The organism is Oribacterium sp. P9 (assembly GCF_046365365.1).
In the GTDB taxonomy this organism is placed as follows: domain Bacteria; phylum Bacillota; class Clostridia; order Lachnospirales; family Lachnospiraceae; genus Oribacterium.
In genome coordinates this window covers 25,698-44,496 of the sequence record NZ_JBKEIS010000016.1, presented here as the reverse complement: position 1 = coordinate 44,496, position 18,799 = coordinate 25,698, and the positions used below count along the sequence as shown (strand labels likewise).

The 18,799-nt window shown below is 48.9% G+C and carries 22 protein-coding genes; 1 reads left to right on the top strand and 21 read right to left on the bottom strand.

Annotation, left to right across the window (positions count from 1 at the left end; translation table 11 throughout):
* Positions 1 to 5: 5 nt before the first annotated feature.
* From ACK8P7_RS09155 to ACK8P7_RS09140, 4 genes are all read right to left on the bottom strand, one after another.
* Positions 6 to 182 (bottom strand): SHOCT domain-containing protein, encoded by a 177-nt coding sequence (locus ACK8P7_RS09155; protein ID WP_410043907.1) that lies wholly within the window; start codon positions 180 to 182, stop codon positions 6 to 8.
* Complete coding sequence (locus ACK8P7_RS09150) at positions 175 to 591, bottom strand: terminase gpP N-terminus-related DNA-binding protein (RefSeq protein ID WP_410043906.1); 417 nt, start codon at positions 589 to 591, stop codon at positions 175 to 177. The genes ACK8P7_RS09155 and ACK8P7_RS09150 overlap by 8 nt, the downstream gene beginning before the upstream one ends.
* Before the next feature lie 153 nt (positions 592 to 744).
* Positions 745 to 1,608 (bottom strand): N-acetylmuramoyl-L-alanine amidase, encoded by an 864-nt coding sequence (locus ACK8P7_RS09145; RefSeq protein ID WP_410043905.1) that lies wholly within the window; start codon positions 1,606 to 1,608, stop codon positions 745 to 747.
* 1 nt (position 1,609) lies between these two features.
* Entirely contained in the window at positions 1,610 to 2,023 is a 414-nt protein-coding gene (locus tag ACK8P7_RS09140) for a holin family protein (protein ID WP_147610210.1), read from the bottom strand.
* 149 nt (positions 2,024 to 2,172) lie between these two features.
* Between ACK8P7_RS09140 and ACK8P7_RS09135 the strand changes: the two genes are divergently transcribed.
* Complete coding sequence (locus tag ACK8P7_RS09135; RefSeq protein ID WP_410043904.1) at positions 2,173 to 2,379, top strand: hypothetical protein; 207 nt, start codon at positions 2,173 to 2,175, stop codon at positions 2,377 to 2,379.
* A 12-nt stretch (positions 2,380 to 2,391) separates the two neighbouring features.
* Here the strand turns inward: ACK8P7_RS09135 and ACK8P7_RS09130 are convergent, their stop codons facing one another.
* The 17 genes from ACK8P7_RS09130 to ACK8P7_RS09050 form a co-directional block, all read right to left on the bottom strand.
* Positions 2,392 to 3,798, bottom strand: coding sequence for a hypothetical protein (locus tag ACK8P7_RS09130; RefSeq protein WP_410043903.1), 1,407 nt, complete (start codon positions 3,796 to 3,798; stop codon positions 2,392 to 2,394).
* Positions 3,799 to 3,800: 2 nt separating this feature from the next.
* Positions 3,801 to 4,910 carry a hypothetical protein gene (locus ACK8P7_RS09125; protein WP_410043902.1) on the bottom strand — a complete coding sequence of 370 codons (1,110 nt, stop codon included), beginning with the start codon at positions 4,908 to 4,910 and terminating at the stop codon, positions 3,801 to 3,803.
* A complete protein-coding gene (locus ACK8P7_RS09120) occupies positions 4,903 to 7,128 on the bottom strand; it encodes a hypothetical protein (RefSeq protein ID WP_410043901.1) in 2,226 nt (741 codons plus the stop codon). The genes ACK8P7_RS09125 and ACK8P7_RS09120 overlap by 8 nt, the downstream gene beginning before the upstream one ends.
* A 37-nt stretch (positions 7,129 to 7,165) precedes the next feature.
* Positions 7,166 to 7,528 (bottom strand): hypothetical protein, encoded by a 363-nt coding sequence (locus tag ACK8P7_RS09115; protein ID WP_410043900.1) that lies wholly within the window; start codon positions 7,526 to 7,528, stop codon positions 7,166 to 7,168.
* A gap of 2 nt (positions 7,529 to 7,530) precedes the next feature.
* Positions 7,531 to 10,482, bottom strand: coding sequence for a phage tail tape measure protein (locus ACK8P7_RS09110; protein ID WP_410043899.1), 2,952 nt, complete (start codon positions 10,480 to 10,482; stop codon positions 7,531 to 7,533).
* A gap of 221 nt (positions 10,483 to 10,703) precedes the next feature.
* Positions 10,704 to 11,081: a hypothetical protein gene (locus tag ACK8P7_RS09105; RefSeq protein WP_410043898.1), complete on the bottom strand. Its 378-nt coding sequence runs from the start codon at positions 11,079 to 11,081 to the stop codon at positions 10,704 to 10,706.
* 6 nt (positions 11,082 to 11,087) lie between these two features.
* On the bottom strand, positions 11,088 to 11,717 hold the full coding sequence (locus ACK8P7_RS09100) for a major tail protein (RefSeq protein ID WP_410043897.1): 630 nt from the start codon (positions 11,715 to 11,717) through the stop codon (positions 11,088 to 11,090).
* Between the two features lies 1 nt (position 11,718).
* Positions 11,719 to 12,039 carry a hypothetical protein gene (locus ACK8P7_RS09095; protein WP_410043896.1) on the bottom strand — a complete coding sequence of 107 codons (321 nt, stop codon included), beginning with the start codon at positions 12,037 to 12,039 and terminating at the stop codon, positions 11,719 to 11,721.
* A gap of 3 nt (positions 12,040 to 12,042) precedes the next feature.
* A complete protein-coding gene (locus ACK8P7_RS09090; RefSeq protein ID WP_410043895.1) occupies positions 12,043 to 12,426 on the bottom strand; it encodes an HK97 gp10 family phage protein in 384 nt (127 codons plus the stop codon).
* Positions 12,427 to 12,428: 2 nt separating this feature from the next.
* Entirely contained in the window at positions 12,429 to 12,761 is a 333-nt protein-coding gene (locus tag ACK8P7_RS09085; RefSeq protein WP_410043894.1) for a phage head closure protein, read from the bottom strand.
* Positions 12,761 to 13,033, bottom strand: coding sequence for a head-tail connector protein (locus ACK8P7_RS09080; RefSeq protein ID WP_410043893.1), 273 nt, complete (start codon positions 13,031 to 13,033; stop codon positions 12,761 to 12,763). Before ACK8P7_RS09080 ends, ACK8P7_RS09085 begins: the two co-directional genes overlap by 1 nt.
* A 66-nt stretch (positions 13,034 to 13,099) precedes the next feature.
* Positions 13,100 to 14,275, bottom strand: coding sequence for a phage major capsid protein (locus ACK8P7_RS09075; RefSeq protein ID WP_410043892.1), 1,176 nt, complete (start codon positions 14,273 to 14,275; stop codon positions 13,100 to 13,102).
* A gap of 6 nt (positions 14,276 to 14,281) precedes the next feature.
* A complete protein-coding gene (locus ACK8P7_RS09070) occupies positions 14,282 to 15,022 on the bottom strand; it encodes a head maturation protease, ClpP-related (RefSeq protein WP_410043891.1) in 741 nt (246 codons plus the stop codon).
* Positions 14,907 to 16,271: a phage portal protein gene (locus tag ACK8P7_RS09065; protein WP_410043890.1), complete on the bottom strand. Its 1,365-nt coding sequence runs from the start codon at positions 16,269 to 16,271 to the stop codon at positions 14,907 to 14,909. The genes ACK8P7_RS09070 and ACK8P7_RS09065 overlap by 116 nt, the downstream gene beginning before the upstream one ends.
* A gap of 79 nt (positions 16,272 to 16,350) precedes the next feature.
* A complete protein-coding gene (locus ACK8P7_RS09060; RefSeq protein ID WP_410043889.1) occupies positions 16,351 to 17,952 on the bottom strand; it encodes a terminase large subunit in 1,602 nt (533 codons plus the stop codon).
* 106 nt (positions 17,953 to 18,058) lie between these two features.
* Positions 18,059 to 18,286, bottom strand: a complete 228-nt coding sequence (locus ACK8P7_RS09055) for a hypothetical protein (protein ID WP_410043888.1) — start codon at positions 18,284 to 18,286, stop codon at positions 18,059 to 18,061.
* Positions 18,287 to 18,299: 13 nt separating this feature from the next.
* On the bottom strand, positions 18,300 to 18,737 hold the full coding sequence (locus ACK8P7_RS09050; protein ID WP_410043887.1) for a hypothetical protein: 438 nt from the start codon (positions 18,735 to 18,737) through the stop codon (positions 18,300 to 18,302).
* Between the last annotated feature and the right edge of the window lie 62 nt (positions 18,738 to 18,799).

Here is an 18,799-nt window from a genome sequence, read left to right as displayed (position 1 = left end):
GCCGGTTATAGCAAGTCAATGTCGGCAAATAATGTACCCAAAGTTGGCTGGTATTTTTCCTGCATTTTTGTATCAATTACGGCGTATTCTTCCTTCGATATCAGGCTGTTTTTCAGCATCTTTCTTGCTATGCTCATGGTAGTCTGATACAGCTTTTCTCTCGTCATCCGTTCTTTACTCATCGCCGCCACCAAATCTATGAGCAATATAACAGCTGTGGGAGCAGTATTTTCTGCCGCTGACAGCTGCAAAGCGTTTATGACAGTTTGGGCATTCCGTCTCTGCGGCTTTTTTATGCTGAACCAGCTCCCGGTGAGAATTCCACCACTTCATACGACATTGATCTGAGCAGAACTTTTTCAGCTTTCGTTTGCTGTCCTGCGGCACTGCCACACCGCACTGCAGACAGAAATGCTCCGTTTCGTTTGCCTGTTTTGGAATTTCTGTAATCTCAGTCGGCTTTGTCAAATTATTCCTGCGGCAGTATGACTTTACCGTATTCTGTGAAATGCCAAGTTCCTGTGCTATTTTCAAATATCCGATACCCTGTCTGCGAAAGGATATGATCTGCTGTTTCTGTGATTCTGTCATGCTGTGACCTCCGTTCCGAGGGTGCGTATCGTGTTGTCTGCCCTCTACTGGTGAAAGGACAAAAGGTCACGCTTTAAGAACTGAAAGGCCAAAAAATAATGCCCACCAAGGAATCAACTCCTCGATGGGCATTGCTGCTGTGCACTTATTCAGTTATCTGAGCAGTTCATTGACACGCTTCTGCATCGCAGAATAATCATAGCCTGCCGCTGTCAGCTTCTGCTTTCTCTCTGCTCCGTTTCCCCATTTGCCCTGAATCACTTCACGAGCAATGGTGTCCACAGATTTCTTTGCCGCAGCCGCAGGATAGATCTGCTTGCCGTTAGCATCAAAAACGGCATAACCGTTGTTATTGTCGGCACATTTTTTGGCATTATCCAGGTTCTTGAATGCGCCCTTCTGCGACTTTACATCTGCCCAGGACTTACGCACACGATAAAATCCCGTTGACGGAGCAAATGGTGTAACAGTGCCGCTGCCAAGATTGGCTGTTACCTTCGCCGCCAGATCACCAAGCCTTGCATAGAGCCAGTTGCCGGGGCAGCTTTTATTCGCAAACCACCGATGCACCGTCAGCACCATCTCATCAGACTTCGGTGTGTAGTTCAGCGTTTTCGTCTTGTCATCAAGCCACAGGAGCTTTTTCTTTCCGTTTCGCTTACAGATGTCGGTGCAGAGCTTTACGAGGGAATCGTAAACTATGCTGTTCATCGCATACGGCTCAGACATATCGCTGGCGCACTCGATGGTGACGGCACGCTGGTCATTGCCGTTGGAAGAAGAACACCAGCTGCGGTTCTTCTCCTCCACGCAGAGCGAAACTCTGCCGTCTTTGCCAATGCCGTAATTACAGCTTGCCTGTCTGGACGGACTGGTAAAGCATCCACAGATGCTCTCGCAGGAAAGCTGACCTACCACGCAGTGCGGCGTGATGCGGTCAATGCTGTGTGTACGCTGCCCGGAGTGGTTTGGACTAAGCTTGGTGTAGGACACCAGAGAACTATTTGTATATTCCATATTACTTATCCTCGCTTTCCGCTCTGTCGTGGAGTTGCTCTAATACGATTTTGATTTTCTCCGGAACAGGCAGGCCAAGATGAGCTGCGTTCTCCAGAAGGCTCACACCTTCATTGGAAATATAGAAAAAGATCACAGCTGTACGAAGCACACTGCCGGTACCGATGACCTGCACATCAAGGACGTTTGCAATTCCGACCAGCAGGAAGATGAGCACCTTTCGGCAGATGCCCTTGAAGCCGACCTCGCTGGAGAGGTTCTTGTCAGCAATGGCACACATTACCCCGGTGATATAGTCGATCACCACAAAGGCAAGCAGTGCGTAAAGCAGACCGTCACAGCCGCCAAGGAAGTAGCCAAGCCAACCTCCGACTGCCGCAAATACAAATTGAATCGTGTTCCAGAATTCTTTCATGATGTTGTTCCTCCTTTAAAAAAGCTCCTTGCACATTTTTCAGTGCAAAGAGCCTAACTTTATTACAGATATATACTTCTATACCGTCCAGTGAATGGACGGGCCTCGTTCCGTGTTCTATGCTATCTTCGGATACGGAGGGTTTTATAATGAACGCATTAGAAAATGCATATAATATTGGTTACCTCGATGGCAGAAACCATGTGTTGGCACTTATCGTACTTTGGAGCAAAAAGAAAAAGCCCGAAACGATTCTTCATACGCTCTCTAATAAAGAGACTCTTGAAGAAACACTCGAAGCCTTCGACCCAGGGTTCTTTAATAACTATGATGCTTATTTGGGACCTGTTGATTAGCGTAGATTTCCATCATTCCTCTGTAATGATGTATGTGATTTTCATGGTCTTATCTGCGGTCTTGATGACCGGAGTGCCGAGATTATTGATGGTGGCAAGGTAGGGAGTAATCAAGAACAGCTCCCGGTACAGACTGTAGACATTCGACCGAAAAATCCATTCGCGAAGTGCATATGTTTTATACCGTGCCATCTGATTTCTTCCCCAGGATGCGTAGCTTGCATCTGGCGCATCTCGTACATAGAGCTTTGGCTCGCCGTTCAGAAAATACCAGCCGTTGATCACGATGTCATCATCTACGATATAGGTCCACATGGTTGACGAGACATAGGTGATATTCGGTACCAGCTCAATGTTTGCAACGTTTGTGGTATCAATGCGATACACCTGATTGCCCGTATAGCACATGAGCCATTTTCCGCTCATACCAAAGCTGTAGAATTCATTGATTCCACTTGGAGCTACGATTTTCTGCGTGGTGCATTTATTGCCATCAATACAGTCCATGTACCACTCGTAATCCAGGTGAGTGTAGTAATCCGTGTTGCCGCTGGTGTGACTATATTTACGATTTTCTCGCCTGACTAATCCATACCATTTTCCATCAGCGCCATGATACAGGTAGTTCCAGATTTCAGAATTATCGTTATATGGTTCCTCCGTTCCATCCTTCTGTCCTCCAATGTAGCGGCAGTAGGAAGGGTAATGGTTCAGCTCAATCGTGGTTTCCTCATCGGCCTCTGTGATCATTCTTGTCAGCGGCCGATCAACGAGCGCTGCATGAAGATAATCATCATGAATCTTTCGAAGCGTGGCCTGCGTAGAGTTATTGTAAGTGGTCATTTCCAGGCGATAACCTTCACCAATATAAACGCGCTTGTTTCCGCGCATGCAGTAAGGCTTATATTTATCCTGAACATTTGTTGACCAGTAACCAATTCTGACCATGTAGTTACCGGCATACTGAGTTCCTTTTCCGGCCAGCGTATTGGAAAGGCAGATAGCAGAAATCGTTCCATTTGCCTGTGAAGTAGCAAAGTCCCAGACAAAGCGGTACCCGCCATCCACTTCCTTGCTCTCGGTGAGATTCCGACTGCCTCGCCGGATATCCTCTGTATTATTGGCATCATCCGAAGCATAGCCGATCAGCGGATTATTCAGCGGAGCGTAGATATTGTCTGCTCGTTCTTCAAGTGCATTCTGATACAACAGGATGCCGCCCATGATATTTTTCTTAAGCGGAAGCATCCAATCATCCCCATTGGATCCATTAAATGCGGTGTTGTTATAAAGCATTCCTTTAATGTTGCAGTTTAGAACATCCATCGCGGCTTCCGTCACCAGGTTTGTGTCTTCATAGCATTCTTTTTTGCCGGTATGGACATCTGTAAGTTCGATTACACTTTTTCCTTTCAGCATCGTTATTCCTCCGTATTCAAATAGTCGGTTGTGATGGATCTGACAAAGCCATTTGCACCGCTGATGATAAAGCGATATTTTAGCTGTCCGGTAGTTGCTTTCTCCGCCCAGGAATCCACACTGATGGCTTCGAGAGCAATCTTCAACATTCCGGATTTCTCCTCGGACAGCTTTGCCCACACTGCATTGATGCAGCTCCACCAGCTTGCTCCATCATCAAAGGAGACAGCAAACAGCACCTCGTCCGAGCAGTCAGCCGTTACCTTTTCAATGCCAAGAATCGTGGAATCTGACATATCGATGTTTTCGGAATAAAGCACCTGTGGAATTGGTACTCCTGTGTAGCTTACCTTCATGTCCGGGAAGATATTCTCGGAATCATGCCAGTAAAGAATGGTTGGATCATGCAGCGTGATGAGAAGCTTTCCATCCGGGATATCCTGTACACCACGCGTCTCAAAAAGCTCTGCTGTGAGGTTGGTTTCCTCCAGTTTAATAAGAGCATTTTCTCCTACGGTATACAGTGCGCCATCGGCATCCGAAATGAGATACCTTCGATTGTATGGATCAAGAAAAGCAGGCGCATGATCCACATATTCAAAGCCATTTCCGGATTCGTCCTTTGGTTTAAAAGAGATGATCTTTCCGGTAAGGGCCGTAAAGGGAATCGTTCCATCCCCGGTAACCAGACTGGAATCTGCCAGGTAACTGCTGTTGGTTGGGATGGTGTCAAAGGAGACACAGATTTCTCCGGTATCGAAAAGAATTGCATCCCAGACCATCCGAGTGGCATCGATTCGATTGCCGTGTACGGAGTAGCCTTCCCAGCGGATATGAAGGAACTTGAAGGTTCCCCAGACCGTGCCTTCTTCTCTTCGAAGTGTCATAAGATCGGTATCCCTGCGGACGATTTTCAGCTGCTCCGTATTCTCACCAAAGCCGATCCAGGAGTTGCCGCTGACGTAAAGAGTAGAGGCTGTTTTTCCTTTGTACTGAAACCAGTCAACGCCTTTCACGGTATCGGTGCCATCATCCTGCAGAGAATTATTTCGAAGGATCTCCATGTGCTCTGTGCTCTTTAAAAGATCATCGATAGTTCCATAATCAAACATTACTTACCTCCAGTTCTGTTATTTCGGTCATGTTCTGAAGCCCAAGTGAAAATGCAGCAAGCCGTCCCCGGTCGATCTCCTGATCCTGTCCGGAAATGCGTGTGTTGAAGGATTTCTTCAGCTTTACGGCACCATCGGTAATCTCAGTAAAGCTATTCAGCGGAAGGTCAGCAGCATACAAAACCTTCATATTGATAAAAGGAAGCGTGTCAAATGGCCGGATCGTCAGATCGGTCAAGCTATCGAAGTGTCCTGTTGGAATTACAAGCTTCAGCATCCGGCCACGATCAAGGCGGACATTGTTATTTCCAGAGAGGGCATACTCTTTTCGAAGCTTGAATTCCTCATCATCAAGGACATATTCCTTTTGGTAATGCATCTTCTTTTTATCAGCGGTTTCTACCACATCATGTACAATCGGTGCAAAGAGGCGAAGCGAGTCTTTCATGGACCGTATCGGCATTCCGGTTAAGGAGATAGATGCCATGTGGTCGTTTAATCCTGTCTTTTTCGGAGCAAGGAAATGTACCGTAACCGTGTCATGCAGCGTATGTGTAGGCATAGAGGAAAGAAGAATCTTCTTCAGGGTATCGTCTGCCGTGATTCGTCCATCCCAGCGTTCCTGCACACCAAGTCCCTGTCCGGTGATGGTCGCCATGATATTTTGTGCCTCGATATGCCCGGTTCCATTTTGCATGGAAATCAGCACCTCGAAGGTATGAAGCTGATTTGCCGTAAGGCCGATGATCGGGTAATAGAGCGTCAGGAGATGCTTGCCGCTGAGCCAGGATTCCTTCGGGTGGAATTCCTCAACCTCATGACCATCCAGCACATAGAAAACGGAAAGTGTAGTTTTCCCATCCTCGTTCCAGGAAAGCGGAAAAGAAATCACCTTCTTGTTTTCAACTTCGTTTCCCTCGTCATCTGTGGTTGTTCCGAGATCAATGGTTGTTTCTGCAGTAAGCATCCGGGTATCAGGATTGCTTTCCACTTCCATGATCGCCTGGGCATGAAATTCAGCATTGGTCTCATCACCGGATGCAAACTCCATGTTGATAATGGACAGCCTTTCTTCTCCGGCATCCAGTGCCAGGGCATTGGTGAAGGTGTAGATGCTGAGCTTCGTTTCGCCAATGGAGCTGATCAGTCCACTGATGTTTTTGTCGTTCTTACTTTTTGCTGCAGCAAGCCTTGGATTTTTGCCGACGCATTTCACAGTTTGCTTTCCATTGATTTTCGTATAGATAGAAGTGATTGCAGATTGCTTGGTTTCATCTGCATGGCCGCCGGTAAAGCGAAGTACATCTCCCAGGTCCAGTGCAGGATTGCCGATGGTTTCTGAATCAAAGGGTACATACTCTACAGACGAAACCACATCGAGAATCGTGTTAATGATTCGTTTCCTCGTTTCTTCCAAGCCAAACTGCAGAAGCGGATTCACGCCAAGATTCATCGTCAGTCCATCATCCGGATCTTTGGCATAGTATTCTGCTGTTTCCGTCTTTTTGTTGGTAGAGCTGACCGCTGTGTAGCGAGTAACGAAATCGGAAAAGCTGCTGCTGAACCGATGACGAATATCAATGGCCATGACCGGCGTGCTCCCGTAAGAGGTCAGACAGAGCTTTCCATAACGATCAATGGCTGCAAAGCAGCCAAGCGTCTGGGCAAGGTAATAGAGAAAATCACGCCACGATTCGATGTCATTATCCTGATAGATACCAAGCAGCTCCGTGCCATTCGGCAGGGCTTCGATTTCTTCCTTTGTTTGCGCAAGCTCCACATGGCATGCCTTCGATAACAGAGAAAGAAATTCATAGGGAGCTGCACTGGAAAGGCCTTTATTAAAGGATTTATCCAGGTTCAGCATTCCATCATAGGCTTTCAGCTCCAGTGTTTTGATACGGCGATTGGCTTCGGCCACATAGAACACACCCATCGGAATGCTCTCCGTACTGTCATCGTCAAGCAGCAGATGGAACCAAATCTCGATTTCAGCGCCGTCCAGGGTGTATCGGTCGATATCACAAAACAGGCTGATGCCAAGCTCTGCGGCATACACAGAGCCAAGTTCAATTTCAGAGCTCCCGCAGCACTGTCTTGAAATATATCCGCTGCCTTTTACGATATCCTCATTTCCAAATTCATAGGTTTTCTTATCACTGGTGGTGATTGTGCCGGTCCAGTAATATTTTCTTGTGTTGCTTTTGATTGCCTGCATAAAGGCATCCGATACTGGATACACAGCGCCACCTCCATTAAAATTCGTTCAGGGTAAAGCTCACTGTCCATAGTCCCTTGTAGGATGTGTCCTTTTTGAGCTTCGCCTTAAATCCGCTGATGTACATTTCTGTTTCTTTCTGCGCCAAATCTTCAGTATCAAAGTAAAGAACAGTAATTTTCGGCAGTTTGGAATATGTCGTCAGCTTTTTAAGCCACACAGGTGACACTGAAAAGGACACTGCGATTTTTACCACACCGCTTCTCACCACATCCCTCTGCGTAGTTCCGGCTTCTGTTTCTCCGCTGGAATCTGCTTCAACATCGGAAAGGTCGATATCGTAGGAATCCGGCAGAGGAAGGTCAGTGCCGTCGAAATTCAAATACTGCATAAATGCCATCGTTACCGACCTCCGCTTCTAAGATTTGCCCTCTGCTGGGCATTGACAATGACCTCGTCCAGCAGCGTGCCGCCGAGGTACACAGGAATAACAATATCGCCGCTTTGATTATTCATCTGCGACAGTCCCTCACGAATTGCCATCGTAATGCCGGAGAGTGTATCAGCTGTACCTGCGGACACTGCCGCAGTTGCCGTCTCCATTCTGCCAATCTGCGGATTGATCACCATATTAGCCGCAACACCATCCATTGCCTTGGCTACCAGACCTTTGCTCTGTTCGATGCCTTTGGCAAGTCCCTGCATAAAGTCCGGCATCCAACTCTCGTAGTCTGTCAGCGGTCCCTCATCCGGCACAGAGAAGTGCAGGACTGAACGAATCTTATTTGCCACGCCTGTTACCGCATCGGTGACTGCACTGATGCAGGACTTGATGCCGTTAACGATGCCCATAACGAGGTCTTTGCCCCAGTTAAATGCCTGAGATGCCAGTCCCTTCACATAACCGACCGCTTTTTCAAATCCGGAATGGATCACATTGTAAATCTGTCCGATAGTGCTTCCGATGGCGGTTTTCACATTGTTCCAGATGCTTGTAACCGTACTTTTGATAGCATTCATCACTGTGGAAACCACAGATTTGATGCTGTTCCATACGGAAGAAACCACGCTCTTGATGGCATTCAGTACCGTTGTTACAGCAGTTTTGATGGCATTCCATATGGTGGTTACCACATTTTTTATTGCAGTCAGCACCGTAGTAATAACGCCCTGAATTGCTGTCCAAGCCGTCTGGAAAATGTTTTTGATGGTTTCCAGAATCGGAGTAAGGAAGGCCACGATGCCATTCCAAATCTCACTGATTTTCTGTGATATTGCGGTTAATGCCCGTTCTATCAGAATGCGGATTGCTTCAAATATCGTTTCAAACAGATATCGGAATGCTTCCAAAAGCGGCGAAATCGTGTCGTAAATGCTTTGCCAGATGGAAGTAATCGTGTTCCAGATGGTAGTCATGACTCCGCTGATAGCTTCCCAAGCGGAGGTGAACACGCCCTTTATGCCTTCCCACAGCGTAGAGAAAAAGCCAGAAATTGCTCCCCAGACCGTCTGTGCCAAAGAAAGAATGCTCTCCCAAGCAGTTGAGAGGAAGGATGTAATCGCATTCCAGGCTGTAATGACCGCCTGTTTGATACCTTCCCACAAATCGATCCAAAACTGCCGGAATCCCTCGTTCGTGTTCCAGAGATAAATAAAAGCCGCCACCAGTGCGGTAATGGCTGCGATGATGAGAACGATAGGATTAGCAAGCATCGTGACATTCAGAGCCGCAAATGCTGTTTTCACTGCGCTGATGGCACTTGCAATTTTCGGAACGACCGTCATAATCGTACCAACCGCAGAGATTACCTTGCCAATCACGATGAGCACAGGTCCCAGAGCCGCGGCAAGCAGTGCAACCGTTACGACCACTTTCTTTGTGCCTTCGTCCATGCCGTTGAGCCAGTCCACGAACTTTTGCACCCAGCCGACAATCTGCTTGATGGCGGGCATCAAAAGCTCACCAAAAGATATGGCAAGCCCCTCAAGAGCAGATTTCAGGATAGTGATCTGTCCCTGCAGGTTATCCAACTGAGTATCCGCCATCTGCTGTGCGGATCCGGCGCTGTTGGTGATAGAGCTTTGCAGGCTGTCCCAGGTATCGCCGGTGTTGGCAAGCAGTGCATTGACCGATGCAAGGTCGGTCTTATTGAAAATGGTGGCGATAATGTTGGCTTTATCCGCCGAGGTCATGCCATCCATGCTCTTATTGAGGTCACCGAGGATATCGTTGAGGGAGCGCATATTTCCATTAGAGTCATAAACAGAAACTCCCAAGGCGTCCATCTGCGCCGCCGCTTTGTCGGTTGGATTCTGCAAAGACAGAATCACATTTCGCAGATGGGTACCGCCTTCAGCACCTTTGATACCATTGTTGGCAAGGATGCCAAGAGCAGTGTTCAGCTCTGCCGTACCGCCCTTGATGGACTTTGCCGTTGCGCCGATGGTCAGGATACCTTCGCCAAGCTGTGCCACCGAGGTGTTGGTGGACGAGGCGGTCTTTGCCATCTGGTCAACCATCTTCGTGGATTCATTCACACCCATACCAAGTGCAGACATGGCATCTGTTACCATATCCGATGCAGACGCAAGGTCAATATCGCCTGCGGCGGCAAGGTTTAAGACGGTGGGCAAGGTGTCACACATATGCTGGGTGTCGTATCCAGCAAGAGCCAAATAGTTCAGAGCATCCGCACATTCCTTTGCAGAGAATGCGGTTTCAGATCCCATTTTCTTGGCAAGCTCCGACAGCGTGTCCATCGTATTGACCGACTGACCATCGACTGTAGACATGGAATCTTTGGTGATTCCCATCGTTGCCTGAACCTGCGACATGGACGATTCAAAGTTTGCCGCTGTGGTGACAGCTGCTGTTCCAAGTCCAGTGACCGCCGCAGTAACGGGGAGCATCTTCTGTCCGGCAGAAGAAATGTTGTCTCCGACCGTTTTCAGTTTTTCACCGTTTGCAGCAATCTTCTGCAGTGCGGCATCGGACTGCTTTGCCTGTTCCTCCAGCTTTTTGAGGTCTTGCTCGGTTTCGATGATTTCCCTCTGCAGGGCATCATATTGTTCCTGCGAGATATCACCATTGGCAAGTGCAGTGTTTGCTTGTTCTGCCGCTGTCTTTAGGGTAGTCAGCTTGTCCTTGGTTTCGGATACCGCATCCGAGAGAAGCTTCTGCTTCTGTGCAAGCAGCTCCGTATTGCCTGGGTCAAGCTTTAAGAGCTTTTCGACATCCTTCAGCTGTGCCTGGGTATTCTTAATTTCCGAATTGACACCCTTTAAGGCTGTCTGTAGTTTGGTCGTATCACCGCCGATTTCAACAGTGATACCCTTGATTCTGCCTGCCGCCATAGCGTACCTCCTCTCTGCAAAATGGGCATAAAAATTGCCCGGCATTGCTGCCGAGCGTTAAAATAAATCGAAGTCTTTTTGCGTAGCCATCTGCGAATATCCTTTATACTCATCATTTCCGCTTTCTGCGTACATATCGTTGACCATTCCTATCGTGAGCAGATCCAGGTCACGAATAGAAATGCCAAGCTGTACGCAGCGGAGCAGAAATAACGGTGTTGTCATTTTTCGGTCAGTTGGGCGAAGTTTTTTTTTGAAGAAACATCCGTCTGTACATTGAGTCCCCACAGCTCGATGATCTTCGGCAGCACCTGGTAAATGGAAAAGGTGCTGAATTCATCCAGCCATTCCTCTGGGGAGTCAGGGATAGACGGGTCTGCGTGCTTTGCCATCACATAAGCGATGTTCTCGAACATTTCAAGAGAGAACATATCCAGGCGGGAGTTTTCAGCATCGCCATTGCCCACTGCCTTGCCGAGTGCATCCAAGTCTTTATAAATGTCCCGATGAAACTTAATACGGTAAATACGAGGAATCGCCGCAGATGCCTTAAACGGCACCTGCTTTCCGTCAATTTCAATTTTCTGAATCATACTCATGATTTATCACTCCTTCACTGCCTTTGCGGTGGACTTGGTGCTTTGCTCAGATACATCCGATGTGGCTTCTGTGGCCGCCGCAGGAAGATATACAGCTTTGTACCAGTCCGCATAAGTCTTTTCTGTGGTATCATCCCCGGTCTTGGCTTTCACATAGCCGCTTGCCAGCGGAGTAGCCTTGACCGACAGAGTTTCCGTCTGTACCTCAATCTCATCCTCGTTGGTCTGGGATTCGATAGACGGACGGCTTGCCGCACAGTTATACAGCACATGGCGAATTTTCTTCACATCACCGTCAAACTCGAACAGTAATGCGAAGTTTGCCGTTTCCACATTGGCGTTCTCCACCAGTACCTTGTTGGTATCCAGCGTTTCTTTCAGTACATCGGTACGGAAGGATTCAGGAATCAACGCAAGCTCCAGATCACCCTCATAACCCATGTTGTTGCTGATGGTGTAATAAGCGTAGCCGTCTGCATAGAAGTTGCTCGGCTCACCGTTTGCATCCAGGGAAAGGGATACCGCACCGGGCATCGGGACAGGAGTGTCAAAGGACACATCGCCGTTGTCACCGATGGTCTGCAAAGCATAATGCACATTGCAGATATTGAATTTCACCTTATTTTTCTTGGCCATATCAGTTTACCTCCATTTCAAATGTGTACAGGACTTCATATAACTTCTCCGACTCAATCCACACCTCGGATTTCTCATAAAAAATGCCATGCTCATCCAGCACAGCTTCAACCCTCTGTTCTGCCGACAAGTCCTTGCAGTCGGTATATAGCTCGATATGGATCTCATTTATCTTGTAATAGACCCTGCCGTCAGCAGAGAAGTTGTCGCTTTTTGGAAACATATAACAAATAAACGGTGGGTCCGGACTCTCACCCTCTGCAAAGTGGTCATACGCAAAGGGAAGTCCGATTTCTTCAAAAATAGCTATGATTTTCTCCATTGATTATCCTCCCAGTGCTTTTTCTACTTCGGACTCCAAGGTCTGCACCGCCTTTTCTTCCGCAGGTGCAATATGTGGTCTTGCGGCAACTCGACCACCGCCGCGCTTGGCATGACCATGCTCCAGAAGATGAGCGATCTGGTATCGGTTTTTAGAATGCACCACCACATCCAGCGAGTTGGAGGTTTCCTTTACCGTTTTGACCGCCCAGCTCTTTGCATATTTGCCAGTGTCCTTAGGAGCGGTCTGCGAGATTTCATCCTTTACGGATTTGCCAGCTTTCTTTACTGCTTTTTTCAGATCATCTGTGGCAAGGTCAGTATATTCCTGCAAGCCTTCCATAATAGCCGATGCCATACGGTCAATCGGTACTCTGTCAGATGCCATGCTCACCGCCTCACTTTCTGGCATTTCAGCTTGATGGATTTCTTCTTGAAGTTCATGTGGTCGACGCCAAGGATGTTGTAGGTGATGCCGTTATAGACCACTTTGTACTTATCAGAAGTGATCTCTGCAGCATTTCGGCACCAGCGAATCGTAAAGTCCATCTTGCTGTTATCCACGATCATTCCGGCATCGGTATCTTCATTCGGAGATTCGGAACTTACGGTCGCATAGCAGGAATACCAGTCCGACCACACATTTTTATGGTTGCCGATGCTATCCACCACTACTTCATTTTTCTGTACGGTAATCCGCACATTCAAAAGAGCCACATTCATCAGAATCCCTCCCTGCGGATGCCAAACAGCAGTGAACGGAGCGACATGGTCAAATCGTGATGGTCTGCGTCTTCCCGATGCTCATAGAAATATGCCACCGCATACATGACAGCAATCTTTGCCACAGGCTCTTTGACAAAGTCCTCTGCGGAGAGCCTTGCCACATCTGCGCAGAGCGTTTCTGCCGACTGCAGAGCATTTGAAAGAAACTCATCATCGTCCGGGAAATCCAGACGCAGATACTGTTTCATCTCGTCCAAAGATACAATCATATCTATCACCACCTCGAATCAAAAGATTAGGCACAGCTCCGTTGTTTAGAGCTGTGCCGTATAAAATCAGTCGTTCTTGAGCTTCAGAATCTGCACTGCTTCCGGCAGGATCAGCTTGCCATCGACACGCTCCTTGGCTACATAGCCAATCATGCCGTTGCCAGCGAACAGTTCGTTGAGCTGCTTAAAGGAACGGGTGCCGCGGTCACCGATGTTGTAGTAGCTGTAATCACCGAAAGCAATGGCATTCTCCGGCGCATACGCAGAGGTATGAACAGCGTAGCCCAGCACCTTGTCCGGCTCACCTGCCTGATAGGACGGCTGCCAGATGTAGGCACCGTTGTTGTCCTTCAGCTTGCGGAGCTGTGCCAGTGTCTTATCGTTCATGATGAAACTTGCGTTCTTGCGGTACGGACGCTTAAGAGCGTATACCAGGTCAAGCATATCATCCGACTTGATGGCAGTAGAAAGCGTACCTGCCACTGTACCGCCGCCGGTCGCAGCGAAAAGGCCGGTCGGCTTGCCGGAGCCGTCACCGTTGAGGAACGCATCCTCCTCGGCATTGGCGAGTGCCTTGCCGAACTCGGTGATGATATAGTTTTCCAGACCGAACGCATTGTCGTAGAGAAGCTCCTCCGTCACCTTGATAGCAACATGAAGCTTGTGGGCATCCAGAAGGACCTGACTGAAGGTTGCGTCACCAAAGGTGAGCGCACCGCCTTCCTCGATCCATGCCGCCGCAGGCTTGGTAGCTGCGATGTTGATCTTATGCTCACCGGAAGTCGTGATGATGTGACCCAGGCTTCTCATGATGTTCTCTTCGGTAAGAACATCGATCAGTCGGCTGTCATACTCCTCCGGCACAAGGTAGCCGCCGTCAGCGTCCACACCTTCCTGCAGAATATTGGAAACCTGCTTGAAGTTGCTGCGGAGTGCTTTCAGCATACCCTCGCGGTATTCATCGGACGCACGACCGGTTTTCGGCTTTTCCTTGCCGTCCGCGGTCATCGGCTTTGCCACAATAGGCGTATTCACCGGCTTGGAAAGCTCGTTCTCCAATGCTTCCATCTGCTCCATGCGCTCAATCTCGGCACTGTAGTCCTTGATTTTCTTTTCCATGTCGGCATAGGCAGCGGCATCCTCCGCAGAAAGCAGACCGTCCTTGTCACGCTTGCTCTCCACAAATGCCTTTGCACCCTGCCATGCCTTGTTGCGTGCTTCACGAAGTTCATTGATCGTCATAATAAATTACCTCCAGTTCTTGATTAACTCGAGCCGTTCCATCAAGGAATCGGCATTGGTCTTAGTTTCGGATTTCTGTTCGATTCTGCACTTGGCAGCGATCTTATCCATGAGATGATTGGTGACGGCAGTACGGGAATACACATTGCTGACCTGCGGTGCTTCCACAGCATCAGCTGTATTTCTCTGCATGATTTCATCCGCAAATCCCATCTCCACCGCGCTGTTTGCGTCCATCCAGGTTTCAGCGTCCATAAGGCGGGACAGCTTTGCCCGGCTCATGCCAGTCTTGATTTCATAGGCATTGATGATGGACTCTTTCACTTCATCAAGCATAGAAATAGCCTTCTGCATCTCCGAAGAGTCACCGAAGGCTACTGTTGCCGGATTATGAATCATGAGCATGGACACCGGGGATACCAGCACCTTTGTGCCTGCCATCGCAATGACGGACGCGGCACTGGCGGCGATGCCGTCAATCTTAACGGTCACATTGCCCTTGTAGTCCATGAGCATATTGTAGATTTGTGCCGCTGCCACGCAGTCACCGCCAGGTGAATTGATCCAGACGGTAATATCACCGCTGCCGCTATTCAACTCATTCTTAAACAGCTGTGGTGTGACATCATCGTCAAACCAGCTTTCCTCTGCGATGGTGCCGTTCAGGAACAGAGTTCGTTCCATTGTTTCCGTCTGCGTCTCCTGATTCGTCACCGTCTTGTTTTTCCAGTTCCAGAACTTCTTCATCGGAATTGTTCTCCTTTCCGCTGGCGGCGAAGATGCCCGCGTCTGCCAGCTTTGTCATATTGCCGTTGATGAGATAAAGGTCACCGCCGTCCTCGGCAGGGATGCGGTCAAGGTTCTCAAGCTCACGAATGTCATTTGCTGACATCCAGCCGTTCTGCCTTGCTGTGGCGTAACCGTTCATGCGGCTCTGATAATCACCGCGAAGCAGACCGTCCACATTGAACTTGATGAAATACTGAGATTTGTCACTTGGAGAAATCAGCACCCTCGCCAGTGACTGCTCCCATCGTACAAGCCAGGGCTCCAGTGTGTATTTCACGAATTCCAGCGACTGCTGCTCAATATTAGAAAAGCTCGACTTTTCAAGGTCACCGACCATATGCGGCGGCACTCTGAAAATTCGAGCGATTTCATTGATCTGAAATTTTCTGGTTTCTAAAAACTGCGCTTCGTTGGGCGAAATGGAAATCGGCGTGTACTTCATTCCCTCTTCCAGCACAGCAATCTTGTGAGCATTTCCGCTGCCGCCGAAGGTCTGTGTCCAGCTGTCACGCACCTTGGACGGATCTTTCAGCGTTCCCGGATGCTCTAATACACCGCTCGGTGCAGCACCGTTGGCATAGAACTTACTGCCATATTCCTCGGCTGCAATTGCAAGACCGATGGCGTTCTTTGCCATAGCGATGGGTGAATAACCGACAAGACCGTCAAAGCCAAGACCGGGAACATGGAGAACGTCGCTTGGTTTCAACCGAACGGTGCCTCCCTTGGTGGTCTTCGCTTCATCAGACGAGGTCTGATATTCGTAATAAAGGCGTCCTTTATCATCCCTGTCCACCATCATGCGGTTGGGCATCAGTGGATACAGAGCCACGACCTCGCCCTTGCCGTTTCGGATGATCTGTGCGTAAGCATTGCCCCAGAGAAGCAAGTGCGTCATGAGCGTTTCTCGGAACACGAAACTTGTCATTTCCGGATTTGGCTCATCATGCAGCACAAAATACAGCGGATGGTCAATTGCCTTTTCCTTGCTGCCGCCATCGGTGTATCTATAAAGATGAAGGGGCAGTCCTGCGACTGCTTCCGACAGAATTCGCACACAGGAATACACCGCTGTCATCTGCATGGCAGAGCGTTCATTTACCTGTTTGCCGGAGCTGCTGCCGCCCATGAAAAAGCGGTAGGCACTGCCAGCTGTACTGTCCTTGGGAGCATCTCTGCTCCGAAATAATCCGCTAAAAATCCCCATACAGACCTCCTATTCCCTGGTTAATGCCTTCTTTGAAAACAACCAGCCCAATCAAAATTATTGTCAGCATTTCATCACCTCAAAAAACAAGCAATCCTCTTGTGTCATACACGCTTTCGCCTGCATCATTTCCACAACGGATTGCTCGGTCTAGTGCCATAATCGTTGCCACAGCACCGTCTATCTTTTCTGTTGACTTTTCCTTATCCGCCTTGATGTTGCCTGCCGGGTCAGTACGGATGTAGATGTTGTCCATCATCCACCGAAGTACCGGATGACCACCGTGGGCGATGCGTTTTTCAAGCACCAGCTTCATCAGCTCTTTGGTCGGAGGGGACATATCCTTAAATCCCTGTCCGAACGGAACGACTGTAAATCCCATGCCCTCAAGGTTCTGCACCATCTGCACAGCACCCCAGCGGTCAAAGGCAATCTCCCGGATATTGAACCGTTCACCAAGACGCTCGATGAATTTCTCGATGTAGCCGTAATGCACCACATTTCCTTCCGTGGTCTGCACATAGCCCTTTCGCTCCCACACATCGTAGGGAACATGGTCACGTCTGACACGAAGGTCAAGAGTTTCCTCCGGCACCCAAAAGTACGGAAGAACGATGTATTTATCATCCTCGTCCAGCGGAGGGAACACCAGCACAAAGGCTGTAATGTCCGTTGTGGACGAAAGGTCAAGACCGCCGTAGCAGACACGCCCTTCCAGTTCATCCTCATCCACTGGGAACGCACACGCATCCCATTTTTCCATCGGCATCCATCGGACTGCCTGCTTGACCCACTGGTTCAGACGCAGCTGTCGGAAGGAATTCTCCTCGCCGGGATTCTGCTTTGCCGAGTTGCAGGCAGCTTCAACTTTATCGATACCAACTGTGATATCCAGGCTCGGATTGGCTTTTCTCCACACCTTTGGGTCTGTCCAATCGTCCGAATCATCCGCACCGTAGATCACAGGATAAAAAGTAGGATCAATCTTTCGTCCGTCCAGAATATCCTTTGCTTTCTGATGCGTTTCGTAGCATATGCTGTTGGTATCCGTTCCGGCTGTCGTAATCAGAAAGTACAGCGGCTGCATTCTTGCATCGCCGGAACCTTTGGTCATAACATCAAAGAGCTTTCGGTTTGGCTGTGTGTGGAGCTCATCAAAGACCACGCCATGAATATTGAAGCCATGCTTGGAGTAGGCTTCTGCCGAAAGCACCTGATAGAAGCTGTTGGTCGGTGTATAAATAATCCGCTTCTGCGATGCAAGGATTTTCACGCGCTTGTTTAGAGCCGGACACATCCGCACCATATCCGCCGCCACATCAAACACAATAGTGGCCTGCTGTCGGTCGGCAGCACAGCCATAGACCTCGGCTCGTTCCTCTCCGTCACCGCAGCAAAGCAAAAGTGCCACAGCTGCCGCAAGCTCTGACTTACCCTGTTTCTTTGGAATTTCCACATATGCAGTGTTGAACTGCCGGTAGCCGTTCGGTTTCAGCGTACCGAACAGGTCACGAATGATCTGCTCCTGCCAGTCGATGAGTTCAAATTTCTTTCCTGCCCATGTACCCTTGGTGTGGCACAGACTTTCGATGAACATCACCGCAAAATCGGCGGCATCCTTATCGTAGGTGCTGTCCTCGGCTTTGAATTTTGTGGGTGTGTATTTCTTCAGTTTTCTCAAAATCTCACCTCCGGGCATAAAAATAAGCCGCATTGCTGCGACCATCGAACTGTATCGTATAACGAGGAACACACCCTTGCGGGCGGTTCTTCGGGAGTCTTCTGCTTCAGTTGTATTCCTTCATCAAAATGGCAAGTGCCGTCTCAGTTGCTTTGTCGGTTGGGGCGATGTCCAGCCCTCTGTCGTAGCTGTAGGTGATTTTGCCGTCACGCTTTAACATCAGCTTGGAAATCCTGCCGCCGTCAATGCCGTAGTTTTCGCTCGGCTCTTCGTAGTGCTTGACCCAGTAATGGAAAATGCTGTTCTGAACCTTGATGCTTCCTTCTGCCCACATGGTTTTGCCCTCCTTAGTTCAGCTTGAAAAGGTATCCGTGTGCCTTTTCATACTCATCGCTCATGAAGGCTTTGTGCTGGCTGTTGATCTCAATGAGTCCAGCCAAGGTGCATCCGGCTTTCTGGAAAAGCCATGCGGTTTCAACTGCGCTGCTCCATGTGGAAGAGAAGGTGAAGGTTTCAATACCGTATTCCTTCATGCAGGCTACCAGGCCTTCGACTGCGTCATCACGGATGGTGTCATTCAGGTCGATGTACTCGTTGCCGCAGTCCTTGGCGGTTTCATAAGCGTTCCAGATGTGCTTCTCTGCGCTGCTTAAGCCATCAAGCTTTGCGGTTGCCTGCTTGTAAATGGCTCTTGCTGCATCCTGCTCAGCCGTGTTAGTTGCTGCGGCGTAAGCCTTTTTTGCTTCCTGAATTCCTCTGTAAGCTTCTTCAAAAATGTTCATCATGGTGTGTGCCTCCTTGTTTTCTTTTGGTAGTACATATATCACTCTGAAAGCACATAATAGCA